The organism is Brachybacterium paraconglomeratum, from assembly GCF_039541415.1.
Taxonomy (GTDB): Bacteria; Actinomycetota; Actinomycetes; order Actinomycetales; family Dermabacteraceae; genus Brachybacterium; species Brachybacterium paraconglomeratum_A.
The window spans coordinates 160,531-182,526 of record NZ_BAABGE010000009.1; the positions used below are offsets into that span (position 1 = coordinate 160,531).

Consider the following 21,996-nt stretch of genomic DNA (forward strand, 5'->3'; position numbering starts at 1 on the left):
CGCCATGACCCAGAGCGACACCACCACCGCGGCAGAGCGGCCCACGCCGATCCTGTCGATGCGCGGCATCGGCAAGCGCTTCGGCCCGGTCACCGCGCTGCGGCGCGTCGACCTCGAGGTCCTCCCCGGCGAGGTCCACGCGATCTGCGGCGAGAACGGCGCTGGGAAGTCCACGCTCATGAAGGTGCTGTCCGGGGTGTACCCGCACGGCTCCTACGAGGGCGAGATCGTCTTCCAGGGCCAGACCAGCCAGTTCCGCAGCATCCGCGACTCCGAGGAAGCCGGCATCGGGATCATCCATCAGGAGCTCGCGCTGTGCGGGAACCTGTCGATCCTCGAGAACCTCTACCTCGGCCGTCAGCCCACCGAGCACGGCATCATCCAGTGGCGCGCCATGCGCGGCGAGGCCCTTCGCCTGCTGGCGAAGGTCGGACTCCAGGAGAACCCCGACACCCTCATCGGCGAGCTGGGAGTGGGCAAGCAGCAGCTGGTCGAGATCGCCAAGGCACTCTCCAAGCGCGTCAAGCTCCTCATCCTCGACGAGCCCACCGCGGCCCTGAACGATGACGACTCCGCGCAGCTGCTCGAACTGATCCGCCAGCTGCGCGCCGAGGGTGTGAGCTGCGTGATCATCTCCCACAAGCTCAACGAGATCACCGACATCGCGGACACCACCACGATCATCCGTGACGGCGAGACCATCGACACCCTCGACATGCACGGCGAGGAGCCGGTGGGCGAGAACCAGATCATCCGCGCCATGGTGGGCCGCGATCTCGACGAGCGGTATCCCGAGCGGGTGCCGCAGATCGGCGAGGAGCTGCTGCGGTTCGAGGGCTGGACCGTCGCGCATCCCACCATCCCGGACCGCCTCAGCTCCGACCACGTGGACCTCACCCTGAATGCCGGGGAGATCGTGGGCATCGCCGGGCTGATGGGCGCCGGTCGCACCGAGCTCGCGATGAGCGTCTTCGGCCATCAGTACGGCAAGCACCTCTCGGGCCGCGTGCTCAAGGAGGGTCGCGAGATCGACACCTCCACGGTGCGCCGGGCGATCGATGCCGGGCTCGCCTATGTCACCGAGGACCGCAAGGATGCCGGGCTGAACCTGATCCAGACCATCCGGGAGAACATCTCCGCGGCGGCGCTGGGCAAGCTCACCCGCTTCGGGGTCGTCAACAAGGGTGAGGAGGTCCTGGTCGCCCAGAAGTTCCAGCGCGACATCCGGATCAAGTCCCCGAGCGTCGAGTCGATCGTCGGCAACCTCTCCGGCGGCAACCAGCAGAAGGTGTCGCTGGCGAAGTGGATCTACACCGACCCTGACGTGCTGATCCTGGACGAGCCCACCCGCGGCATCGACGTCGGCGCGAAGTACGAGATCTACCAGAACATCCATGAGCTCGCAGCGGCCGGCAAGGGGGTCATCGTCATCTCCTCGGAGATGCCGGAGCTCATCGGCCTCTGCGACCGCATCTATGCCATCAATGAAGGACGTGTCACCGGCGAGCTGCCGCGTGACCAGGTCGATCAGGAGTCGCTGATGCGCCTGATGACCCTTGAGAAGGAAGAGGTGGGCGCATGAGCGCCGTGCAGACCGTGCCGGAGACCGCGAGCGGACCCTCCTCGAACGAACCGCGCAAGAAGAAGCGTCGACTGGACCTGCGACAGTCCGGCCTGATCCTGGCGCTGATCGCGATCATCGCCCTGTTCCAGGTGCTCACCGGGGGCCGCCTGCTGGTGCCCGACAACCTCGCCTCCCTGGTGCAGCAGAACGCGTACGTGATGATCCTGGCGATCGGCATGATGCTGGTGATCATCGCCGGGCACATCGACCTCTCCGTGGGCTCGACGGTCGCGATGGTCGGTGGCGTGCTGGGCATCGCAATGGCGAGCTGGGGCCTGCCCTGGCCGCTCGCGATCGCCCTCGCGCTGCTGGTCGGCCTGCTGGTCGGCGCCTGGCAGGGCTTCTGGGTCGCCTATGTCGGCATCCCCGCCTTCATCGTCACGCTGGCCGGCATGCTGATCTTCCGCGGCATCGCGCAGGTGCTGGTCGGCGAGACCATCTCCGGCTTCGCCGGACCGTTCATCGAGATCGGCAACGGGGCGATCCCGAACGTCCTGGGCTTCACCAACACCCCGGCCATCGGCTACCTCGACGGGATCACCCTGCTGATCGCCGCGCTCGGCGCCGCCGGCCTGATCCTCTCCGGGCTGCGCCGTCGCGGGGAGATGCGCAAGCACGGCCTCGCGGTCGAGCCGGCCAAGGTCTACTGGGCCAAGGCCGCTGCGGGCATCGTGGTGCTGGGCTTCTTCGCCTACCTGATGGCGAAGTCCACCGGCGGCTTCCCGATCGTGCTCGCGATCGTCGGTGTCCTGATGCTGGCCTTCACCTTCGTGCTCCAGAACACCCGCTTCGGGCGCGACATCTACGCGATCGGCGGCAACTATCGCGCGGCGGAGCTCTCCGGCGTCAACGCCAAGGGCACCACCTTCGGGATCTTCGTGCTGGCGGGGCTCCTGGCCGCCGTCGCAGGCATCGTGGTCACCGCCCGTGCCGGCGCCGCCGTGGCGAGTGCCGGTCAGTCCTATGAGCTCGACGCGATCGCCGCCTGCTTCATCGGTGGCGCCGCAGTCACCGGTGGCGTCGGCAAGATCTCGGGCGCCATGATCGGTGCGCTGATCATGGGCGTGCTGAACATCGGCCTCTCGATCCTCGCCGTGGATCCCTCCTGGCAGATGACCATCAAGGGCCTGGTGCTGCTGGCGGCCGTCGCCTTCGACCTGGTGTCCAAGAAGCGCGGCGCCGCGGCGGCCTGAACCGGTCCGCCGGGTCCGGGCGTCCTGCCCCACCACGAACGAGCCGTAGGTCCTCGCCCTCCTCTCTGCAGAGGGGGAGCGGACCTACGGCTCGTCTCTTGGAGCGGAGCTTCTCTGTGCTGAGCTCCTCAGCGCGGAGCTCACGCCCGCACTCAGCCCGCGCGCCTCAGGTCGTGCGGCTCAGCCCGCGCGCCTCAGGCGGCGGCGCCGGCCAGCTCTCGCTGGGGGTGACGCTCCTGCTGGCGTGCCAGATGGGCGGCGGAGGACAGGTCCACCTCCACGACGGGGTAGACGTTGCCGTCCTCCCAGGTGGTGGTGTGCTCCGAGGTGCGGGTGGAGCGGGTGAGATAGCGCAGGCCCGCGCTCTGGTCGCGGAAGACGACGAGATGCGACTGGGGGGACTGCACGTGATGCTCGTGATTCTTGGTCTGATACTGCATGGGAACTGCTCCTTCGGTGTCGGCCCTGGGCCGACGGGATGTCTGGGTCCGGCAGAGTGCCGGGATGCGCATGCTGCGCGGGGCGCGAGGTCTCCGCTGGGGCGGATGGTCGCTGGCCGAGCTCCGCTGGGGCGGGGCCGTGGCCGGTGGCGCGCACCGGTCGCGATGCTCCACGGGAGGCCGCCGAGTCGGCGGGATGGAGGCGGCGCGAGGGCGCAGGCCCTGCGAGGTGGGCTCGGGATGCGCTGCCGTCATGGCAGTGCGCGAGCCGCGGGGTTCGCAGTGGTCGAGCGGGCGGATTTCACGCCCTGGTGGCGGGTTCTCCGCCGGGTGACGAGTCATCGTCGGTCCGATTCACAGGCTCGACCACCCATGAACTCGTCGGACGCTATCAGGGATCAACCGAGAAGCCCAGTGTTTTATTCCCAGGGCCGACGGGATCACCTGTGGTGACGGGAGTCGGGTCCCTCGACCAGCAGCACAGTCCGGGCGGGCGGCGTCGCCGCCGCTCACCCGGACCGCAGCGTGGAGCCGAGGGTCAGGCGCCAGCCTGCCCGTAGCGGCGGCGGAACTTCTCCACCCGACCGGCGGTGTCCAGCACTGTGGCCTTGCCGGTATAGAAGGGGTGCGAGGCCGAGGAGACCTCGACGTCGATCACCGGGTACTCCATGCCGTCCTCCCAGGTCACCGACTTGTCGGAGCTGCGGGTGGAGCGGGTCAGGAAGGAGAAGTCGGCGCTCGCGTCACGGAAGACGACGGGCTGGTAGGTGGGATGGATGGAGGACTTCATAGTCGATTCCTTTCCGGTCTGCTCCTGGCGATGTCTCGCCGGAGCAGCGGGGAGGGGTGAGCCTGGCGCGGTGAGGCGCCGCGGTCACCAGCTGGATTTTGTGATGCCGGGCAGCTCGCCGCGGTGCGCCATCTCGCGGAAGCGCACCCGGGAGAGCCCGAAGGAGCGCAGGTGCCCGCGGGGTCGCCCATCGATCGCATCGCGATTGCGCAGCCGCGTCGGGCTCGCATCCCGGGGGAGGCGCTGCAGCGATCGCTGGGCGATCACTTTCTCGCTCGCGGGAGTCGAGGGGTCTTTGAGCGCGGCCTTCAGGGCGCGGCGCTGCTCGGCGTGGCGGGCCACCACCTCGCGGCGGCGACGGTCGGCGGCGATCTTCGAGGTCTTGGCCATCAGCGCTCCTCCCGGAACGGGACGACGGCTCCCGCTCGCGGGTCGAACTTGCGGGCGGTGAGCCGATCCGGGGTGTTCCGGCGGTTCTTGGTGGTCATGTAGGTGAAGCCGGTCCCTGCGGTGGAGCGCAGCTTCACGGTGGTGCGGGCTTCGTTCTTGCTGGCCATGGGAAAGGTTCCTTTCAGATCTTCTCGCCGCGGGCGCGGATCTCGCCGACGACCGACTCGATCCCGCGGTGAGGGGAGTGGGGTAGGTGCCCGCCGACGTGGCCGACATCCCCAGGTCTATCCACTTTCAACTAATTGGGAGGGGCGGATATTCCCTGCCCGTCGCAGTGCTCTCCGCGATCGACCCGATCCTGCGGGGCTCGCTCCTGGGAGGCCTTCGGGCGCTGCCTGCTCACCGCGCAGGAGTGGGAGGCCGGGCTCGAGCCTTGGCTCGGGGTCGAGGGCCGCCTTGCACTGTGGCTGGGAAGTCGCAGCGCGGCAACCTAAGGGCGGGCGCTGACCGGTTCCGGGCTGCCTGCGTCGAGGGCCGATGCGCTGCGCCGCACGAACGCGCGATGCGCGAGGATCGTCAACGTCACCAGCGCGGCCACGCTGACCAGCCCGATCAGCAGATGGAGGATCCCACTGGTGGTCGCGTCCCAGGCGGTGTGGAGGACGATCGCGCCGGCGTAGGAGACGACCAGGGCGAGCACCCCGCGCCCCTTATGCGTGGTCTCCACCAGATACCAGAGCGCCGCGCAGATCGCGCCGGTCCAGGCCACGTGACCGGCCGGCACCAGGATCCCGCGCAGCACCAGCGTTGCATCCAGAGCGCCCAGCCCGCCGTTCTTGGACAGCAGGGCGTTGAAGCCGTAGCCCATGGTCTCGAGCACCGCGAAGCCGGTGGCGGAGGCGATCCCGATGACGATCCCACCGCCGCGGGTCACACGGTGAGCGAGCGCCAGCACGATCAGCGGCACCACCAGCTTCGCGCTCTCCTCGATGATGCCGACCAGCAGTACCGACGCCTTGCCGAGCGCGATCCCGGCGATGGCCTCCTCAAGACCGGCGGCGCAGATCCCGAACAGTCCGCCGAGGACGGCAGTGACCAGCACGATGCGGGTAGGGACCAGCGAGCCCACCTTGCTGGACTGCGCGAACAGCAGCACCGTGAGCGGGATCGTCGCCGCACCCACCAGCAGCACGGTCGGCACCATGGTGGGGTTCCGGGTCAGCAGCATGATCACGAAGGTCACGATGTACGCGATGATCCCCCCGCCCAGCGCGAGCAGCCACGAGAACCGCAGGTACCAGGGGTACGCGTTCAGGGCCGACGGGGCGGTGCGGAGAGACGGGGCCAGCGGGGCTGCCGGGCGCGGTGCGGCAACAGTGGGCCGGGGTGCGGAAGCGGGTTGTGTGGACATCGCCAGATCCTTCGTCCAGGAACGGGCGGCTCACGCTCACCCGCGGTGAGGCGTCGTCATCTCGGCGGCGTCGAGGTCAGTATGCGCCTGGAATCCTGTCCTGTATGCCCGATGCTGTGTGAAGCGGGGAACATATCGAAAGGCTCAGGGGGCCTCGTCGCCTCGGTGTCCCTTCCGCGCCTCGGGGTCCACGATCATCAGCACGTCTACCGGCCCGCCCTCGGCGCCGAAGGCGTGGGGCAGCATCGTGTCGAACTCCGCGGACTGGTTCGTGCCCACCCGGTAGCGGCGCTCGCCGAGCAGCAGGGTGAGCGTCCCGGAGAGCACCACCAGCCACTCGTGGCCAGGGTGGGCGCGCATCCGGTTCTGCGCGGGCGGCGGGCCGGTCACACGCTGGCGCAGGATCACGGAATCGGGGGAGTGGCGGATCCGCCAGCGCAGGACATCCTGCCCGTGATCAGTGCTCGGATGCGAGACCACCTCCTCGCTCTGCACCTCGACCAGCTCATCCAGCCCCGTGTCGAGCGCCCGGGCGAGGGTGACCAGCTGATCGAGCGCGAGGCGACGCTGACCGTTCTCGATCCGGGAGAGGGTGGAGGGGCTGAGGTGGGCGCGGGTGGCCAGATCGCCGAGCGAGAGCCCCTGGGCGAGACGCAGAGCACGCAGTCTTTGTCGCACCAGGCCATCCACACCCTCTGAAGTTTGCGTCATGCGCAAGATGCTATGCAGGAGTGGCAAGGCGTGTCTAGCTTTACGGCATGAACACCCCTGAAGCACTCCAGTCCTCCTTTCTGCCCGCCGACCTCCCCGCTGATCTCGTCGATGCCATCGTGATCGGTGGCGGCGCCGCCGGCCTGAGCGGTGCGCTGATGCTCGCCCGCTCCCGCCGCAGTGTCGTCGTGATCGACTCCGGCACGCCCCGCAACGCTCCCGCCGAGGGGATCCACGGCCTGCTCGGCAACGAAGGCACCCCGCCTGCGGAGTACCTCGCGCGGGGTCGCGCCGAAGTGCAGCAGTACGGCGGCATCATCGTCGCGGGCGAGGTGACCGCGTCGCGCAGCGCCGAGCCGTCGGCCGACGGGGACCTGCGCTTCACCGTCACCCTCACCGACGGCCAGGAGCTGACCGCGCGCTGCCTGCTGGTCGCCACCGGGCTCCGCGACGAGCTGCCCGAGATCCCCGGCCTTGCCGCGCACTGGGGCCGCGGCCTCGTGCACTGCCCCTTCTGTCACGGCTGGGAGGTGCGCGACGAGCCGATCGGCATCATCGCCACCCGCCCCGCCTCGATCCACCAGGCCCTCATGTTCCGCCAGCTCAGCGACGACATCACCGTCTTCACCCACGGCTTCGAGCCCGATCAGGACGCCAGGGAGCTCTGCGCCGCACGGGGCATCCGCCTGGTCGAGACCGGCATCCAGGAGATCGTCGCCGCAGCCGACGGCGGGATCGCCGGGGTGCGCCTCATCGACGGCGAGCTGGTCTCGCGCACAGTGCTGGTTGCGGCGACCGTGATGCACCCTCGCCTGGACGGGCTGGAGGAACTGGGCCTCACCGTCGAGGAGGTCCCCGGAGGAATGGGGGAGAAGGTCTCGACCGGTTTCGCCGGCACCACTGAGGTGCCGGGGGTCTGGGTGGCGGGCAATGCCGCAGATCCCAGCGCCCAGGTGGGCGCCTCCGCGGCGGGCGGGGCACTCTCCGGCGGGCATCTGAACGGGATGCTGGTGATGGCGGACGCCGCGGAGGCCCGGGCTGCGCGAATCTCTGCGTGAGCGGAGGGTCTCTGCGAGGATGCCGTCATGCGCATCACACTGATCGGCGGCAAGGGCGGCGTGGGCAGCTCCTTGGTGACCGCCTGGCGTGACGAGCGTGAGCTGACCGTGTTCGACCGCAGCGCCGCCCCGGTCCACGGGGTGCGGGAGGTGATCGGCGAGGCCGACGACGCGGAGCTGCTGGCGGAGGCTGTCGAGGGGGCTGACGCGGTGGTGCATCTGGCCGCCCTGCTCCCATGCGGCAGCGAGGCCGAGCAGCTGCCCGGGACCGCGCAGGCGGTCACGGTCAACGTCGGCTCCGTGCTGTTGGCGCTGCGCCTCGCTCGCCGGGCCGGGGCACGCTCCTTCGTGCACATCAGCAGCCTGTCCGTCTTCGACCGCTACAGCCTCGAGCCGATCCCGGCCGGCACCGCGCCCGACGCGATCGAGCTGTACGGCGTGACGAAACGACTGGCCGAGCAGGCGCTGCGGATGGCCGTCGAGGGCGCACCGCCCACCCCCGAGGAGGGCCCGATCACGGTCACCTCTCTGCGGCTCGCCTTCCCGACCACCGCGGAGAAGTGGCCGCGCTGGCACAACCCGGTGCTGCCGGAGGAACCGGCCGAGCTCAAGCGTCTTGGCGACGGGTCTGTGCATTCCGCGCTGCACCCGGAGGATCTCGCGGCGGCGGTGATGGCGGCGCTGCGCCGGGAGCGCGGCGGGCCGTACGAGGCGATCGCGGTCACCTCGGCGCCTCATGCCATCGCCGACGACTCCGCGCAACGACTGCTGGACTGGCATCCGCAGTGGACCCTCGAGGCCGACGGCAGCTGAGCGGTTCTGCACGTCGCACGAGGTGCCGTGCCTCGGTCACGCTGTGCCGATGCCGGGTGCCGGAGCTGGACCAGGGAAGATGGAAGCCCCCGCACTCGCGAGGGACGTCAACGACTAGGACTCCCATGCCACGCACCCTCGCCCCCGGACAGCGCTCACGGATCCACGTGCTCGACGTCGAGACCGGGGAGGACCAGATCCTTCACGAGTCCGAGGCGGTGCTGTACGAGGCGCCGAACTGGACGCTGGACGGCGCCGCGCTGATCCTCAACGGCGACGGCCACCTGTTCCGCCTGGACCTGGACGACGGTGGGGCCCTGGACGACGGTGGGGACCTGGACCTCCCGGGCCGGGCCGGCGGTGCGCCGCAGCGGATCCCGCTCGACGGCATGGCCCCGCTGAACAACGACCACGTGCTCGATCCGGACGGAGAGCACGTGTTCGTCTCCGCCGACGACAGCCACATCCACCGAGCCCTGCTCACCGGCGGCCCCGCCGAGCAGATCACCCTCGAGGACGGGCTCCTGCACTACCTGCATGGCGTCAGCCCTGACGGTGCCACGCTCGCCTACACCGGCGTCCAGCGACGCTCCGACGGGTCCTGGGTGCCGCCGAACCTTTTCACGATCCGCGCTGAGGGCGGCGAGAGCACCCAGCTCACCAAGGACGAGTTCCCCGACGACGGCCCGGAGTACTCCCCGGACGGGGCCTGGATCTACTTCAACTCCGAGCGATCCCGCACCGTGGCCGGGCACGCCCAGCTCTTCCGCATGCGCCCCGACGGCACCGGGAGGGAGCAGCTCACCGATGATGAGCGCGTGAACTGGTTCCCGCACCTCTCCCCGGACGGTGCTCGCCTCGCCTACGTCAGCTTCCCGCCCGGCACCGAAGGGCACCCGGCGGATCGCGAGGTGATCCTGCGCCTGGGCGCAGCCGACGGCACCGGCATCCGCGATCTGACCGCCGTGTTCGGTGGGCAGGGCACCATGAACGTGAACAGCTGGGCCCCGGACTCCCGCCGCCTCGCCTATGTGGACTATCCGCTGCAGAGCTGATCCCTGAGCGGTCGGCCGCCACGGCGCCGGTCTGGGCGCTGGGCTCCTGCCGGGCCGGCCCGGAGCTCCTGCCGGGCCGGCCGGGACGTCGTGGTCGAAGCGACGGCTCGTCAGTCGTGCGGTGCGTCCGTCCACGGGCGCTGCGGCGGGACGGCATCGATCCGGTCCCGCCGGATCCCGTCCGGACCGTGCACGACGTTCGAGGCCAGCGGGATCTGGTGTGAGGCACTCTCGAGGATGTGCATGAGGTAGCCAGCGGTGTTCGGCAGCGCCACCACGTCGCCGATCGCCACCCCGCCCGGGAAGCGCAGGCGCCGGCGCAGGATCAGCTCGGCCTCGATGCAGTAGGCGCCCACGAGGAAGGCGTCCACCGGGGCCGACGCCTCCCCGCCGGTCCTCACCAGGATCGGGTCGACGAGGAAGTCGTCGGAGGTGGAACGGCACTGGGTGCGGTTCATCTCCAGCCCGATCAGGGGGATCCCGTCGCTGGTCGTGGTGCGCTGCACGGTGCGGGCGAGGGTCATCCCGCAGCCGTCGAGCATCGACCGGCCGGGCTCGCAGCGCAGCTCCAGCTCCCGCTCCCGCAGCGCGTCGGCGGCGCGGACCCCGGGCAGGACCTCCGCTCCGAGGAGGGTGCGCAGCCACTGACCGCGCACCACCTGCTGGTGGTAGGGATAGACCTGCCGCAGCGGCTCCCCGCGCCAGGTCAGAGACTCCGTCGGATCGTCGCTCTGGTGGTCGTGGGACTCCCAGAACGCTGCCCACTGCTCGGCATCATCGAGGTAGGACATGGGGATCCCGCCGCCGATGTCGATGAAGCTCACGGGGTGTCCGCTCGACCGCAGGGCGTCGACCAGGCCGAGGGCCTCGCCGAGGGCCTGAGCACGGGCAAGGGGGTCGTAGCCGTGCAGGTGGAAGTGGATCCCCTGGATCTGCAGTCCGCCGCGGGAGGCCTCCCGGGATCCGGCCCAGCCCTGCCAGCTGGAGGCGGATTCGCCGAAGCGGGTGGGGCCCACGACGTCGCTCGGCGTCGGCGCGAGACGCAGTGCGACGGGCCGCGGCGGGTCGAGCGGCTCGCGGGCGATCTCCGCCTCGACGGCGGCGGCTTCGTCGAGGTTGTCGAGCACGAGCATCGCTCCGGAATCCAGCGCGAGGCGCAGCAGCGGGGCCGGTTTGATGGCGGCGGTGACGACCACGTCGCCGGCGGGCACGCCGAGATCCAGGACCTGGGAGAGTTCGCGATGGCTGCCCACGTCGAGTCCCAGCCCGGCCGCGTGCGCGGCGCGGACCAGCCCGAGCGTCTTGTTGGCTTTGCGGGCCACGAAGATCCTCAGGGCGACGCCCTCGGACTCGGCCACGGCGGTCAGCTCGTGCGCGTTGCGCGTGAGCGTGCCGAAGTCGTGCACGTTCACCGGGCTGCCGTGCTCCTCGAGCAGCGCTGCGCACGCCGTGGGGTCGGCGAGCAGCTCCCGCATCCACGGCTCGAGCCGTGCCGACAGGGACGGGATGCCCCGGCACCCCGCGCGCAGGTCATCCCCCTCAGGCGGGGCCTCGTCCGTGCGGAGGCCCTCTGTGCGCGGTGTCGCCGTCATTCCCTGCACTCTCCTTGCTCTCTCAGTGCGTTCCGGCGGCGGACCTCGCCGCCGGGTCGTATCCAGTGGATTCTCCCGGAGCACGGCCCTCGGCCGCGCCGTCGCCCATCATCCCTGCGGTCGGGCCCCCGGCAGGTCCCTCGACAGAAGGTCCGACGGGTCGGTTGATCGCGCGTCCGACGGGGTCCCTGAGGGTGTGCGCGAGGCGAGCGGCCCAGTGCTGGATCTCGGTGTGCAGGTGCCGGTTAAGGGTGTCGTGGCCGATCACGTGGTCCTCCGTCGGGCGGCCGAGCAGCGCGAGTCCCTCCGCACGGCTCCCGTCGGCCCGGCGCGCCGTGGCGTCGGGATCGACGACCGCCCCGCGTCGTCCTGGGCGGACGCTCACGAGACCCGACCTGAGCAGGTGCTCCGTGAGCTCGTCGGCGATCCCGACGACGCCGGGCGGGGACAGCACCGCGTCGACCACGAGGTCCGCGGCCCCGGCACCGTGCGGGATCCCCTGGAGACCGCGGGCATCGATCGCGGTGCTTGCCTCGAGCCAGGACAGGTCCACCGCGCCGGAATCGAGCATGGCCAGCAGTTTGCGGGCATTGACCAGCGGCGGGCCGAAGGCGAAGCGCTCCAGCACCTGGGCGGTGCGGCGAAACGCCTCCCACTCGGCCACAGTCATGTCGCTGCCGCGGAGACCGGCGGTGATCAGCGGGTAGAGCGCGGACCAGGTGCGGCCCAGCGCCCAGGCGGGGCCCGGCGCACGGGCCCCCTCCGCCACGGCCACGCTGCGGCGCAGGGCCCGCTCGGCGCGACCCGGGCCGGAGGGAAGATCGGGCTCGGCACCGGTGGCGAGGGTGTGCTCGACCGCGCGGTACCGTTCGGCGGCGGAGGCTCCCGCTCCCCGGAGCATGGCGGTCGCGGCATCGAGGACCACATCGAGCACCACATCCCGGGCGATCTCCCCCTGGGAGCTGGTCGCGGCACGGAGACGCCGCTTCCCGTCCTCGATCGCAGCGGCGCCTGCGGGAGGCGGCGGCGTGCCGGGATCGGGTTTCGCGTCCAGCAGCAGGCCGTGACGCGCGATCGGGAGGATCGTTGCCGGCTCCTCTGCTCCCCGGATGTGGACGACCGTCCTCTCGCGACGGGGATGCGGGTCGAACCTACCACCCCGCCCTTCGGTGAGGGCTAGCGCGGCGTCCAGGAAGGTCAGGGCCGCGCCTCGGACCGCCACCCGGGCTCCGGGAGGGACCTGCTCAGGACCGAGCATGGCCTTGACCGGGAGCACGGCAGGTCGGAGGGGGAGCGGGCCGCTCCACGACCTGGCGAGAGCGCCGTGGTGGCGGGCCGCATGGCCGGTGGCGAGGAGCACCTCGTCGAACCGATCGAGCAGGGTGGGTGCCATCTCCCGGGGCGCCGCGCCGTCGGTCGTGGCGTCCCAGGACGCAGCGCCGTCAGCCGTCGCGGGCTGCTCGATCCCGACCCGCCACCGTCCATCACGGGGCTCCACCGAGACGACACGGCACTGGAGGTGGCGCAGGGTGCCGGCCGGGGACAGCGCGTCCTCCATCCATCCCCACCGCTGCGTGAGATAGGCGCCGACGACGGCACGCGGCGGATACGGATCCTCGGCGAGCCCGGGGTGCTCTCGGCGCACCCAGGAGGGGAACGACGTCCCCGTCCCGGTGGCGGGTGCATCGAGGATCCCCGCGGAGACGTTCAGGCGGAGGTAGGGCGGTTGGTCGAGGGCGTAGGCGGCACCGGTCCCGGGAGTCCCGGCGGGGTCCAGCACCGTCACGTCCACGACGGCGGCGCCGGCTCTCTCGGTGCTGACGGCCCCGGCGCCGGCCCCGGCGCCGGCGGCGAGGTCTGCGGTGAGGTGCGCCGCGAGTGCTTCGAGGGCGAACAGCGCCTTCGGTCCTGCTCCCACCACGGCCAGCCGTCGCCGGGGACCGGTCGCGTCGGCGCCGGTCACGGTGCGTCCTGGGTGCTCATGGACGCCCTGGTCCGCCACGTCGCGCGGCGGCTGGCCGGGATGCCGTGGCCTGCAATGATGCGGTGGCGTCGGCCAGGGCGTCGGCGTCGGCCCCGAGGGTCCCTTCGACCCAGTCGTCGTCGTAGACCGTGCTGAGATAGGGCACGCCGCCGTCGTGCACGATGAACGCCACCCGCGAGCCTGGTGCGAGCTCGGGAACCAGGGAGCCCAGCGTGTGGACGATGCCGCCGGTGGAGGCGCCGGCGAGGATGCCCTCGCGGCGAGCCAGCAGGCGCGCCCCGACCACGCAGTCCAGCCCGCTGACGCGCACCACGCGATCCGGATCAACCGTGCGGGAGATGTCGGTGACCACGCCCGCACCCAATCCGGGCAGCGGGCGCGGTGCGGCCGTGCCGCCGAACAGGACGCTGCCCTCGGCGTCGACCGCGACCGTGCGGGTGTCCATGGAGTTCTCGCGGAGGTACGCGGTGCACCCGGCGATCGTGCCGGTGGTGCTCACGGCCGCCATCAGCACGTCGAGGCGATGGCCGGTGGCCTCGGCGATCTCGGCCATGGTGCCGGCCGCGTGAGCGCCGGGGTTCTCAGGATTGCCGTACTGGTAGAGGTTCACCGCGTCCGGGATCTGCTCGAGCAGCTGCTCGACGCGGTGCAGCCGGGCGGTGAGCAGGTCGCCGGTCTCTGGGTCGGGCTCCGAGACCATCTCGACCTGCCCGCCGAGCGCCCGGATGGTGGCCACCGTGGTGGCATTGGTGCGGGAATCGACCACGCACACGAAGTTCACGCCGTGCGTGGAGCACACCCGTGCCAGGGCGACCCCGAGGTTGCCGGAGCTCGACTCGACCACCGTGCCCCCGGCCACGAGGTGCCCGCGTGCGAAGGCGTCGCGCACCATCGCCAGCGCCGGACGGTCCTTGGTGCTGCCGCCAGGATTGACGGACTCGAGCTTGGCGAGGATCTCGATCCCGGAGTCCGGGAAGAGATGGTCGAGACGGATCAGGGGGGTGCGGCCCACGGCGGCGGAGATGCCGACGGTGATGCCGAGGGCGACGGCGCCGGATGCGCCAAGGCGGGGCTCCGGGGCTGGCTGCGCGAAGTCTGTGGTCACTTTTGTCAAAGTACGGCATCGCGGGTCTCACGACGAGGGGTGATCGGTACCGAACGGTCGGTTACGCACCCGGGGCAGGAGCAGGCTTGTACCGTCGGAGGGGACAGCACCGGCGACACGGGAGGATCCCAGATGACCGACGACACCCTGGCCCTGGAGGACGTCGTGGACACGCTCCGCGACGCCGACATTGTCATGCTCACCACCGCGCTTCCGAACGGCAAGCTCCTGTCCCACCCCCTGTCCGTCCAGGGGGTGACCGATGATGGGGACGTCTGGTTCTTCGTCGGACTGCAGGGTGGGCAGGCCGAGGCGCTGCGCAGCGCCTCGCAGGTGAATCTCTCGATCTCGCAGGCAGGCTCGTGGCTGTCGGTGGCCGGGAGCGCGGAGTTCGTCGAAGACCGTGCCCTGGTCGAGCAGCTGTGGACCAAACGGGCGGAGGCCTACTTCCCCGGCGGCGCGGACGACCCGAACCTGGGGCTGCTGCGGGTCAGCGGCGAATCCGCCCAGTTCTGGGGCCTGCCCGGGGGCAAGGCCGCCGGGCTCGCGCAGATCCTCAAGGCGAAGGTGTCCGGAGAGCGCCCGCCCGGAGGCACCGCCACGACCGAGCTCTGACCACGGACGCCACGGGGACGTCACGGGTTCCTCCGCTCCGTGAGCATCGCGGGGCGAGAGATCAGACCGGCAGGCCGGTCTCGGGGGCCGTCGCCCGATGCTTCGCCTCACGACCGGCCTTGCGCCAGCCATCGATGGTGTCCCACGCGGCGACTCCGATGACGCTCAGCACGAACAGGACCACGACCACGCGAGCCGTGTCCGGCCCGCCCCCGTCGCTGGGGAGGACGAGGCCCATGAACTGGGGATTCACCAGGCGCTCGTTGCCCAGCAGGGTCAGAATCACGCTGACCCACACCGCCGCGAGAGCGGTGTTGGCGACAGCCAGGCCCGTGGTCCAGCCGCGGCGCAGATGGACGAGGACGGCGAGACCGACCTCGAGCAGGAGGAGCGCGAGCATGCCGAGCAGCGCCCAGGGCCACAGCTGCGGGTGGAGGATCTGGAGGTCGCGGGCGTGGCCGTCGATCTGCACGAATCCGCGGAAGCGGTCCCAGAGCACCGCACCGATCATCAGCCCGGCGAACACCACGGAGGCGACCACCTCGGAGCGGCCCGCCCCCGTGGGGCGCGGCTCCGGCAGCTGGTCGAGGTCCCAGTCGTGGCCGGTAGCGGACCCGGTGCGCTCCAGGACGACGAACATCAGCGTCACCCAGAAGAACACGTGCACGGTTGCGGAGATCCCCACGCCGATCGCCTGCCCGATGACCTCCCCGACCGGGGCGCCGATGATGACCTGGACGAGGGCGACACCGCCGACGGCGGCGGCGGGCACGATGGCCAGCAGGAGCTTGAGCAGCCGCCACCAGGCCAGGTAGTAGCGCGGTCCCAGCAGGTGCAGCGGCCGGTCGGCGTAGCTCGCGGCGAGGGCGACCGGGTCACCGAGATCGGTGAGCACGGCGCGCTCGGCCTCGGCAGGGTCCTCGCCCTGCTCGAGGCGCGACTCGATGGCGTCGGCGATGGAGGCCTCGAGCTCGGCGCGCACGTCGCTCTGGGTCTCGAGCGGGAGGGAGTCGGTCGTGGCGCTGATGTAGCGCTCGGTCAAGGTGGTGGTCATGTCAGTTCTCCTCGGGCGTTCCCGGATCGTCGGTGAGGGAGGCGATGGACCGGGTGAGATCGGCCCAGTCCTGGCTGAGGGTCTCGGCCAGGCTGGTGCCGTCGGCCGAGGTGACGTAGAACTTCCGGGGTCTGGAGTCCTCGGTGTTCCACTCGCTGGTCAGGAACCCCTGCTTCTCGAGACGCCGCAGCAGCGGGTAGAGGGTGTTGGCATCCGTGGTGAAGCCGCGTGACTCGAGCTGCTCGAGAAGGCTGTATCCGTACCCGGGGGTGCGCAGCAGTCGCAGGCACGCCAGCACGACGGTGCCGCGCCGAAGCTCCTGCAGATGGGGATCGAAGGACTCGCTCATGCCCCACACCATAGTGTGCTTGACACACCATTGTCCAGGAGACTGTGCTGTCTTGGTGGTGCTGTCCAGACGGTGCTGTCTAGACGGTGCCCTCGGGAGATGGCCCGCGGCCGCGGAACAGGAACTGGGGGGTGCCGTCGTCGGCCGTGGCGCGTTCGGCTGTGACCTCATAGGTGGCGCTGACCAGCCCGGCTGCGAGTGCGTCGCGGGGAGGGCCGTCGGCCAGCACGATGCCGTCCGCGAGCACGATCACCCGGTCGCAGTAGCGGGCGGCGAGGTTCAGGTCGTGCAGGACCACGACCGTCGCAAGGCCCCGCTCGCGCACGATCTGCAGCACGTGGTGCTGGGAGCCGATGTCCAGATGGTTGGTGGGCTCGTCCATCAGCAGCAGCCGGGGCTGCTGGGCGAGCGCCCGCGCGATCAGCACGCGCTGCTTCTCCCCTCCGGAGAGGATTCCGAACTCGCGCCGCGCCAGGTGCAGGGCGTCGACGCTGGTCAGAGCCTCGGTCGCGATCCGCAGATCCTCGCCGGTCGTCGAGCCGAAGGCCCCGGCATGGGGGACCCGGCCCAACAGCACCACATCTGCGACGCTCAGCGGGACCTCCCCGGTCAGTTCCTGTGCCATCACCGCGATCTGCTGCGCCCGCTCTCGTCCGGAGTGCTCGGCCAGGTCACGGCCCGCGAGCCGCACCTGCCCGGCGTCCGGGACCAGAGCGCGGTGCAGGATCCGCAGGGCGGTGGTCTTGCCGCTGCCGTTGGGGCCGACGAGCCCGAGCACCTCGCCGTCCGTGACCGTCATATCCACTCCCCGCAGCACCTCGGTGGCGCCGAAGGAGTGCCGGAGGCCGCGAGCCTCGAGGACCGGCACGTCCTGGGAGCCGGAGGAGGTGTCGGAGGTTATCCTTCGAGCTCGAGCAGCCACTCGTGGATCCTCTCCAACCCGTCCACCACCAGCGGCGACGCGGGCTCGGCGAAGTTGAACAGCAGCGGCAGCGCCGCCTGTTCCTGTGCGGCGCGCAGGCCGGAGAGCTGATCCTGGGCGATCATCTCCTGGGTGAGGTCCATACCGTCACCCTCGCCCTGGTAGAGCACGATGAGCACGTCCGGATCGGCCGCGAGCAGGGGTTCCGCGCTGATCTCGAACACGCGCTCCGCGGTGCTGGCGAAGACGTTCTCGATGCCCAGGGCGTCCAGCTGCGCGGTGACCATCGAGCCGGCGCCGTAGGTGAACAGCGGCCCGCCACCGAGGGAGGGGTAGAGCACTGCGGCGGTCGTGGTGGTGAGGGTCTGTACGGAATCGGAGACCTCGGCGACGCGCTCCTGCAGCGAGGTGGTCAGGGAGTCGGCCTCCGTGGCGCGATCGAAGATCTGGCCGTAGGTGCCGATCGTCGAGTACAGCGTCTCGAAGCTCGCTCGTTCGCTCCCGCCGCCGCAGAAGATGTCCTGGACGACGACCCCGGCGCCTGCATCGGCCATCACCTCTCGGGTCACCCCGTCCGGCAGTCCGAAGACGATATCTGGGTCCTGCGCGATCACCAGCTCCTGGGAGATCAGCAGATGGCCGGAGGCGTCGATGTCCTCCGACAGCGCCGGGATCGCCTCGATGCGGGCGGTGAGATCCTCCCCGTAGTAGCCGAGCGGGAAGGCCCCGGCACGGGAGACGACCTTGTCCAGCACCCCGATGCCGTCCAACGTGGTCACCGGCGCGGATTCCAGCAGCACGATCCGCTCCGGCGGGGTCTCGAAGGTCAGCGTCGCCTCGCAGTTCGTGAGTTCGAGCGGGAAGCCTCCTGCGGCGTCACTCCCGGAGGCGCCGTCCGAGGGGGAGCCGGCGTCTCCCGCATCGGAGCTGCAGGCGGTGGTGAGCCCGACCAGCCCTACCAGCCCGGTCAGTCCGGCCAGTGCGGTGCGCCGGTTCAGGGGGCCGACGGCGGTGCGGCGGGCGGTGCGTTCCATGAGATTCCTTCTGCGAGACGGGGGACGGGGTAGGGGACGGAGCACGTCGCTCATCCCTGGCGCGAATAGAGGCGCCGGACCAGCAGGAGCAGGAAAGGGGCACCGATCGCCGCGGTGAGGACACCGATCGGCAGCTCGCGGGGCTGCATGACCACGCGGGCGAAGGCGTCGGCCCACAGCAGGAACAGGGAGCCCAGCAGAGCGCTCGCCGGGATCAGCACCCGGTGCCGCGCCCCGACCAGGCGCCGTGCCAGGTGCGGGATCACCAGGCCCACGAAGCCGATCGCTCCTGCGCCGGAGACCGCGGCCGCGGTGCACAGCGAGACCACCAGCAGGAAGCCGATCCGGGCGCGGTCCGGCGAGATCCCCAGGCCATGCGCGATCTCGTCCCCGGCGCTCAGCGCATCGAGCACCCGGGCGCCGAAGACCATCACGAGCACACCGAGCACGGCGGCGAGGATGGCGATCAGCAGGAAGGCGTTCCAGCGGGCCAGGGACAGTGAGCCCAGCATCCAGAACATCACCGAACGCGAGCCCTCGGCGGAGTCCGAGGAGAAGATCAGCAGGTTCGTCACGGCCGTGAGCGCGTAGCCGACGGCCACCCCGGAGAGCAGCAGCCGCAGCGAGGTGACCCGCCCGCCGGCCCGGGCGATGACGAAGACCAGCAGCGCCGCTGCGAGCGCACCCAGGAAGGCGAGGACGGACTGCGCGTACTCCCCGAACGCTGCGCCGACTCCGAAGAGGATCGCGGCGGCGGCGCCCGTGGAGGCGCCGCCGGAGACCCCGAGGATGTAGGGGTCGGCGAGCATATTGCGCACCATCGCCTGCAGGGCGGCGCCGCTGATCGCGAGGCACGCGCCGACGGCAGCCCCCATCAGCACCCGCGGAAGACGCACATTCCAGACGATGGAATCCGTCGCGGCCTCCCACGAGACCGTCACCGGCAGCCCGAGGTGCTGGGCGATCACCTGCGCGGTGATCCCGGGGGAGATCGACACCGGGCCGACGCCGAGGCAGATCAGCAGGCTGAGCGCGCCAGCGATGAACAGACCTACCAGCACCAGGGCGGACCGGCGAGCACGAGAGCGCACCCCGAGCACATCGGGGGAGTGAGGTGGCTGGTCGGACAGGGAGGGGTCCGCCATCTCCAGGTTCCCGAGGGCTGCATGCACGATGCACCCTCCCTCCGCTAGCCGAATCACTTGCACGACGCTACAACTATCGGAGGGTCGCGCGAGGGGCCGTGCCGGAGATTGCCGGGGTCCGCACCGGGAGCCCAGCGCGGTCCCGCCGCGGAGGGTGGCTCGCCGGGACTGCTGAGGGCAGTTCAGCGGCCCCCGGCAGCCCGCTTCGGGTGGTCCGGTGCACCACCCGGAGTGCCGTGAGGATGGGTGTGGGCATGGTCGACGCCGGGCAGGTGGTCGGAGCCCAGGGCGTGCAGGATCTCGTGGGCGAGACCGTCGGCCAGCTCGTAGCGCACCTCGCGCCCGGAGCGCTGCGCCCGCACCCATCCAGCGTCCCGCAGCAGCGCGAGCGCATGGGAGGTGGTCGAGTCATGCGCCTGGATCGCCCGAGCGAGGTCCGAGCTGCGCACTCCGGGATGGGCGTGCAGGCAGAACAGGATCTGCAGGCGGCGGGGGTCCGACAGCAGCGCCAACCTCTCGGCGAGCTGCACGAACCCGCTGACCTCGCCGAGGAGGCCACGCAGCTCCTCGACGAGATCCTCATCGACGGGGGCGACGTCGTCGGCCCGGACGTGCAGGGGGTGCTCGGAGGTCATGGGACCAACGTAAGCGATCGCCGCGACCTCCGCCCTACCCCGGCGCGCTGCGCACGCCGGGGTGGGGCCCGGCGCCTCAGGCGTCGGCGGGAACCTGCGCCAGCGTCGCGGCGAAGGGGTCGAAGTCGGCGGGCATCGGCTCGACTTCGGCGAAGGTCGAGCTGATCTCCACGATCGAGCCCTCGGCGATGGCGGTCTCGATGCCTACCATGATGTCCAGGACGTGCGCTGCGATCTCGCCCTGGGCACGGTGCGGGACTCCGGCGCGGATCGCGCGGGCCATCTCCAGCACGCCCAGGCCGCGCCCGGTGGTGGCACCGGTGGCGGGGATCGGGGTCGGCGCCTCGCCGCGGTACTGAGTCAGCGCAGAGTCGCCGTCGAAGACGTTGGGGTCGGGGAAGGCGAGGGTCGCCTCGGTGCCGTAGACCTCGACGAACCCGGTGCGGGAGTGCGGGGAGTCGAAGCTCAGCAGCACGGTCGCGTTCTGGCCGGAGGCGAAGCTCAGCAGCGCTGCGACCTGGGTGGGGACGGTGACGTCGAAGACCTCTCCGGCCTTGGGGCCGGAGCCGATGGTGCGCTGCTCACGGGCTTTGGAGCCGACGGCGCTGACCGAGGTGACCGGGCCGAGGGCGAGCACGAGGGTGGTCGCGTAATACGGGGCGATGTCGTAGAGCGGCCCGGCACCCTCCTGGAACAGGAAGGCGGGGTTGGGGTGCCAGGACTCGGGCCCGGGGGACTGGAACAGGGTCAGGGCGCTGGCCGGGGTGCCGATCGAGCCGTCGCGCAGAGTGCGCAGACCGGTCTGGATGCCGGCACCGAGCACGGTGTCGGGGGCGCCCCCCACCCGCACGCCCGCCTGCTCCGCCGCCTCGAGCAGGGCCTTCGCGTCGGCCGGAACCGTGGTGATCGGCTTCTCGGTCCACACATGCTTGCCCGCGGCGACGATCGCCTGGGAGACCTCCGCATGCGCGGTGGGGATCGTCAGGTTGATGACGATCTCGACCTCCGGATGGCTCAGCACGTCCTGCGTGGTGCCGGAGGCGGGGATGCTGAATTCCTTGGCGCGCTGTGCAGCGGCCTCGGGGATCAGATCACCGATGATGTGCACGATCACGTCTGGGAAGGAGGTGAGGTGCTCGAGGTACTGGGTGGAGATGGTGCCGGCGCCGATGAGGCCGACGCCGACAGGTCCGGTGGCGTGCTGAACGGTCATGAATGGATTCCTTCGTGGTGCAGAGAAGCGTGTGGCGTGCATGAGCAGAGCGGTCAGGACCGCAGGAGTGCTGGGGTGGTGGCCCCGGTCAGACGGCGGTGCGCAGGTGCGCGATCGAGTCGGCGATGCCCTCGAACATGTCCCCTGCGAAGTCATCGAACTCGATCACGCCGTAGGCGACCTGTGCGGAGGCGTCCAGGGTCTGGGCCAGCGGCATCTTCCCGGAGCCCAGCGGCAGCTGTGCGGCGGGGTCCTCGGAGAGGTCGCCGTCCTTGAGGTGCACCAGCTGCACGCGCTCGCCGAGGGTGCCCAGCAGGGTGGGGAGGTCTGCGCCGCCCACCGCCGCCCAGTAGGTGTCGATCTCGAGGATGACCTGCGGGTCCAGCTCGTCGGCGAAGAGCTCCAGGGCGCTGCGGCCCTCGAGCTGGGAGGCGAGCTCGAAATGGTGGTTGTGATAGCCGACGCGGATCCCTGCTTCGGCCGCAGCGGTGGCGCGCCGGTTGAGCGTCTCGGCGAGCGCCCGCACCTTGCCGGCGTCGGTCCAGTCCTCAGGGTTCCAGAACGGGTCGATCAGGTACTTCACGCCGACTGCCTGGGCGGCCTCGAGGACCTCGGGGAAGTCCACCTCGCCCAGGAAGGACTGGTGGGCGCTGGGGAAGTCGATCGGGAACTGCTCCCGGGCGCGCACCAGCTCATCGCGGTATTCCAGCAGGTGGTAGGGCTCGGCGTGCGTGAGGCCGAGCTCGACCAGGCGGGCGACGGTGCCTGGGAAGTCGGTCGCGAGGGCCTCGCGCACGCTGTACATCTGGACGGAGATCTCCATGGGGATCCTCTCGGGGTCGGGAAGAGCGGTGGGGATGGAT

At 70.8% G+C, this 21,996-nt stretch carries 23 protein-coding genes; 6 read left to right on the forward strand and 17 right to left on the reverse strand.

Translation table 11 applies throughout. From position 1 onward, the window contains the following. Positions 1–4 precede the first annotated feature (4 nt). Together ABD893_RS14430 and mmsB are read left to right on the forward strand one after the other, a co-directional pair. On the forward strand, positions 5–1,582 hold the full coding sequence (locus ABD893_RS14430) for an ATP-binding cassette domain-containing protein (RefSeq protein ID WP_345081734.1): 1,578 nt from the start codon (positions 5–7) through the stop codon (positions 1,580–1,582). Beyond that, entirely contained in the window at positions 1,579–2,817 is a 1,239-nt protein-coding gene (gene mmsB / locus ABD893_RS14435) for a multiple monosaccharide ABC transporter permease (protein ID WP_345081737.1), read from the forward strand. The genes ABD893_RS14430 and mmsB overlap by 4 nt, the downstream gene beginning before the upstream one ends. 194 nt (positions 2,818–3,011) lie before the next feature. On the opposite strand, the gene ABD893_RS14440 is transcribed toward mmsB, so the two are convergent. The 6 genes from ABD893_RS14440 to ABD893_RS14465 all read right to left on the reverse strand — a co-directional run bounded on the left by ABD893_RS14440 (position 3,012) and on the right by ABD893_RS14465 (position 6,559). Continuing rightward, entirely contained in the window at positions 3,012–3,257 is a 246-nt protein-coding gene (locus ABD893_RS14440) for a hypothetical protein (protein WP_345081740.1), read from the reverse strand. Positions 3,258–3,795: 538 nt separating this feature from the next. After that, a complete protein-coding gene (locus tag ABD893_RS14445; RefSeq protein ID WP_345081744.1) occupies positions 3,796–4,047 on the reverse strand; it encodes a type B 50S ribosomal protein L31 in 252 nt (83 codons plus the stop codon). A gap of 84 nt (positions 4,048–4,131) precedes the next feature. Next, entirely contained in the window at positions 4,132–4,437 is a 306-nt protein-coding gene (gene rpsN / locus ABD893_RS14450) for a 30S ribosomal protein S14 (protein WP_345081747.1), read from the reverse strand. Then, positions 4,437–4,604, reverse strand: coding sequence for a 50S ribosomal protein L33 (gene rpmG, locus ABD893_RS14455; protein ID WP_345081750.1), 168 nt, complete (start codon positions 4,602–4,604; stop codon positions 4,437–4,439). The genes rpsN and rpmG overlap by 1 nt, the downstream gene beginning before the upstream one ends. 323 nt (positions 4,605–4,927) lie before the next feature. Beyond that, positions 4,928–5,848 (reverse strand): PrsW family intramembrane metalloprotease, encoded by a 921-nt coding sequence (locus ABD893_RS14460; RefSeq protein ID WP_345081753.1) that lies wholly within the window; start codon positions 5,846–5,848, stop codon positions 4,928–4,930. Positions 5,849–5,992: 144 nt separating this feature from the next. Further along, complete coding sequence (locus tag ABD893_RS14465) at positions 5,993–6,559, reverse strand: helix-turn-helix domain-containing protein (RefSeq protein ID WP_345081756.1); 567 nt, start codon at positions 6,557–6,559, stop codon at positions 5,993–5,995. Positions 6,560–6,606: 47 nt separating this feature from the next. On the opposite strand from ABD893_RS14465, the gene ABD893_RS14470 reads away from it, so the two are divergent. From ABD893_RS14470 to ABD893_RS14480, 3 genes are all read left to right on the forward strand, one after another. Further along, a complete protein-coding gene (locus ABD893_RS14470; protein ID WP_345081758.1) occupies positions 6,607–7,617 on the forward strand; it encodes an NAD(P)/FAD-dependent oxidoreductase in 1,011 nt (336 codons plus the stop codon). Between the two features lie 27 nt (positions 7,618–7,644). After that, on the forward strand, positions 7,645–8,430 hold the full coding sequence (locus ABD893_RS14475) for an NAD-dependent epimerase/dehydratase family protein (RefSeq protein WP_345081761.1): 786 nt from the start codon (positions 7,645–7,647) through the stop codon (positions 8,428–8,430). 125 nt (positions 8,431–8,555) lie between these two features. Then, a complete protein-coding gene (locus ABD893_RS14480) occupies positions 8,556–9,485 on the forward strand; it encodes a TolB family protein (RefSeq protein ID WP_345081764.1) in 930 nt (309 codons plus the stop codon). 110 nt (positions 9,486–9,595) lie between these two features. On the opposite strand, the gene ABD893_RS14485 is transcribed toward ABD893_RS14480, so the two are convergent. From ABD893_RS14485 to sbnA, 3 genes are read right to left on the reverse strand one after another with little or no spacing between them, the layout of a single operon-like run. After that, positions 9,596–11,077, reverse strand: coding sequence for a type III PLP-dependent enzyme domain-containing protein (locus ABD893_RS14485; protein WP_345081767.1), 1,482 nt, complete (start codon positions 11,075–11,077; stop codon positions 9,596–9,598). 22 nt (positions 11,078–11,099) lie between these two features. Then, entirely contained in the window at positions 11,100–13,040 is a 1,941-nt protein-coding gene (locus ABD893_RS14490) for an FAD/NAD(P)-binding protein (RefSeq protein ID WP_345081771.1), read from the reverse strand. Positions 13,041–13,056: 16 nt separating this feature from the next. After that, positions 13,057–14,166, reverse strand: a complete 1,110-nt coding sequence (sbnA, locus tag ABD893_RS14495; RefSeq protein ID WP_345081774.1) for a 2,3-diaminopropionate biosynthesis protein SbnA — start codon at positions 14,164–14,166, stop codon at positions 13,057–13,059. Positions 14,167–14,298: 132 nt separating this feature from the next. Here sbnA and ABD893_RS14500 point away from each other — a divergent pair, with 132 nt between their 5' ends. Further along, positions 14,299–14,781, forward strand: a complete 483-nt coding sequence (locus ABD893_RS14500) for a pyridoxamine 5'-phosphate oxidase family protein (protein ID WP_345081776.1) — start codon at positions 14,299–14,301, stop codon at positions 14,779–14,781. A 61-nt stretch (positions 14,782–14,842) separates the two neighbouring features. On the opposite strand, the gene ABD893_RS14505 is transcribed toward ABD893_RS14500, so the two are convergent. The 8 genes from ABD893_RS14505 to ABD893_RS14540 form a co-directional block, all read right to left on the reverse strand. Further along, entirely contained in the window at positions 14,843–15,835 is a 993-nt protein-coding gene (locus ABD893_RS14505) for a permease prefix domain 1-containing protein (RefSeq protein WP_345081780.1), read from the reverse strand. 1 nt (position 15,836) lies between these two features. Continuing rightward, positions 15,837–16,184 carry a PadR family transcriptional regulator gene (locus ABD893_RS14510; protein ID WP_345081783.1) on the reverse strand — a complete coding sequence of 116 codons (348 nt, stop codon included), beginning with the start codon at positions 16,182–16,184 and terminating at the stop codon, positions 15,837–15,839. A gap of 79 nt (positions 16,185–16,263) precedes the next feature. Further along, positions 16,264–17,106, reverse strand: a complete 843-nt coding sequence (locus tag ABD893_RS14515; protein ID WP_345081786.1) for an ABC transporter ATP-binding protein — start codon at positions 17,104–17,106, stop codon at positions 16,264–16,266. Beyond that, complete coding sequence (locus ABD893_RS14520; protein WP_345081788.1) at positions 17,082–18,140, reverse strand: ABC transporter substrate-binding protein; 1,059 nt, start codon at positions 18,138–18,140, stop codon at positions 17,082–17,084. Before ABD893_RS14520 ends, ABD893_RS14515 begins: the two co-directional genes overlap by 25 nt. Before the next feature lie 50 nt (positions 18,141–18,190). Then, positions 18,191–19,312: a FecCD family ABC transporter permease gene (locus tag ABD893_RS14525; RefSeq protein ID WP_345081790.1), complete on the reverse strand. Its 1,122-nt coding sequence runs from the start codon at positions 19,310–19,312 to the stop codon at positions 18,191–18,193. Between the two features lie 155 nt (positions 19,313–19,467). Further along, entirely contained in the window at positions 19,468–19,920 is a 453-nt protein-coding gene (locus tag ABD893_RS14530) for an ArsR/SmtB family transcription factor (RefSeq protein ID WP_345081792.1), read from the reverse strand. Positions 19,921–19,996: 76 nt separating this feature from the next. Next, positions 19,997–21,133, reverse strand: coding sequence for a Gfo/Idh/MocA family protein (locus ABD893_RS14535; RefSeq protein WP_345081795.1), 1,137 nt, complete (start codon positions 21,131–21,133; stop codon positions 19,997–19,999). Between the two features lie 88 nt (positions 21,134–21,221). Beyond that, positions 21,222–21,956 (reverse strand): sugar phosphate isomerase/epimerase family protein, encoded by a 735-nt coding sequence (locus ABD893_RS14540; RefSeq protein ID WP_345081798.1) that lies wholly within the window; start codon positions 21,954–21,956, stop codon positions 21,222–21,224. Positions 21,957–21,996 lie beyond the last annotated feature (40 nt).

Excerpts from the sequence above, each read along its gene's own strand:
- ABD893_RS14430 (WP_345081734.1), top strand. The coding sequence starts at position 5 with ATGACCCAGAGCGACACCACCACCGCGGCAGAGCGGCCCACGCCGATC.
- mmsB (WP_345081737.1), top strand. The coding sequence starts at position 1,579 with ATGAGCGCCGTGCAGACCGTGCCGGAGACCGCGAGCGGACCCTCCTCG.
- ABD893_RS14440 (WP_345081740.1), bottom strand. The coding sequence starts at position 3,257 with ATGCAGTATCAGACCAAGAATCACGAGCATCACGTGCAGTCCCCCCAG.
- ABD893_RS14445 (WP_345081744.1), bottom strand. The coding sequence starts at position 4,047 with ATGAAGTCCTCCATCCATCCCACCTACCAGCCCGTCGTCTTCCGTGAC.
- rpsN (WP_345081747.1), bottom strand. The coding sequence starts at position 4,437 with ATGGCCAAGACCTCGAAGATCGCCGCCGACCGTCGCCGCCGCGAGGTG.
- rpmG (WP_345081750.1), bottom strand. The coding sequence starts at position 4,604 with ATGGCCAGCAAGAACGAAGCCCGCACCACCGTGAAGCTGCGCTCCACC.
- ABD893_RS14460 (WP_345081753.1), bottom strand. The coding sequence starts at position 5,848 with ATGTCCACACAACCCGCTTCCGCACCCCGGCCCACTGTTGCCGCACCG.
- ABD893_RS14465 (WP_345081756.1), bottom strand. The coding sequence starts at position 6,559 with ATGACGCAAACTTCAGAGGGTGTGGATGGCCTGGTGCGACAAAGACTG.
- ABD893_RS14470 (WP_345081758.1), top strand. The coding sequence starts at position 6,607 with ATGAACACCCCTGAAGCACTCCAGTCCTCCTTTCTGCCCGCCGACCTC.
- ABD893_RS14475 (WP_345081761.1), top strand. The coding sequence starts at position 7,645 with ATGCGCATCACACTGATCGGCGGCAAGGGCGGCGTGGGCAGCTCCTTG.
- ABD893_RS14480 (WP_345081764.1), top strand. The coding sequence starts at position 8,556 with ATGCCACGCACCCTCGCCCCCGGACAGCGCTCACGGATCCACGTGCTC.
- ABD893_RS14485 (WP_345081767.1), bottom strand. The coding sequence starts at position 11,077 with ATGACGGCGACACCGCGCACAGAGGGCCTCCGCACGGACGAGGCCCCG.
- ABD893_RS14500 (WP_345081776.1), top strand. The coding sequence starts at position 14,299 with ATGACCGACGACACCCTGGCCCTGGAGGACGTCGTGGACACGCTCCGC.
- ABD893_RS14505 (WP_345081780.1), bottom strand. The coding sequence starts at position 15,835 with ATGACCACCACCTTGACCGAGCGCTACATCAGCGCCACGACCGACTCC.
- ABD893_RS14510 (WP_345081783.1), bottom strand. The coding sequence starts at position 16,184 with ATGAGCGAGTCCTTCGATCCCCATCTGCAGGAGCTTCGGCGCGGCACC.
- ABD893_RS14520 (WP_345081788.1), bottom strand. The coding sequence starts at position 18,140 with ATGGAACGCACCGCCCGCCGCACCGCCGTCGGCCCCCTGAACCGGCGC.
- ABD893_RS14530 (WP_345081792.1), bottom strand. The coding sequence starts at position 19,920 with ATGACCTCCGAGCACCCCCTGCACGTCCGGGCCGACGACGTCGCCCCC.
- ABD893_RS14535 (WP_345081795.1), bottom strand. The coding sequence starts at position 21,133 with ATGACCGTTCAGCACGCCACCGGACCTGTCGGCGTCGGCCTCATCGGC.
- ABD893_RS14540 (WP_345081798.1), bottom strand. The coding sequence starts at position 21,956 with ATGGAGATCTCCGTCCAGATGTACAGCGTGCGCGAGGCCCTCGCGACC.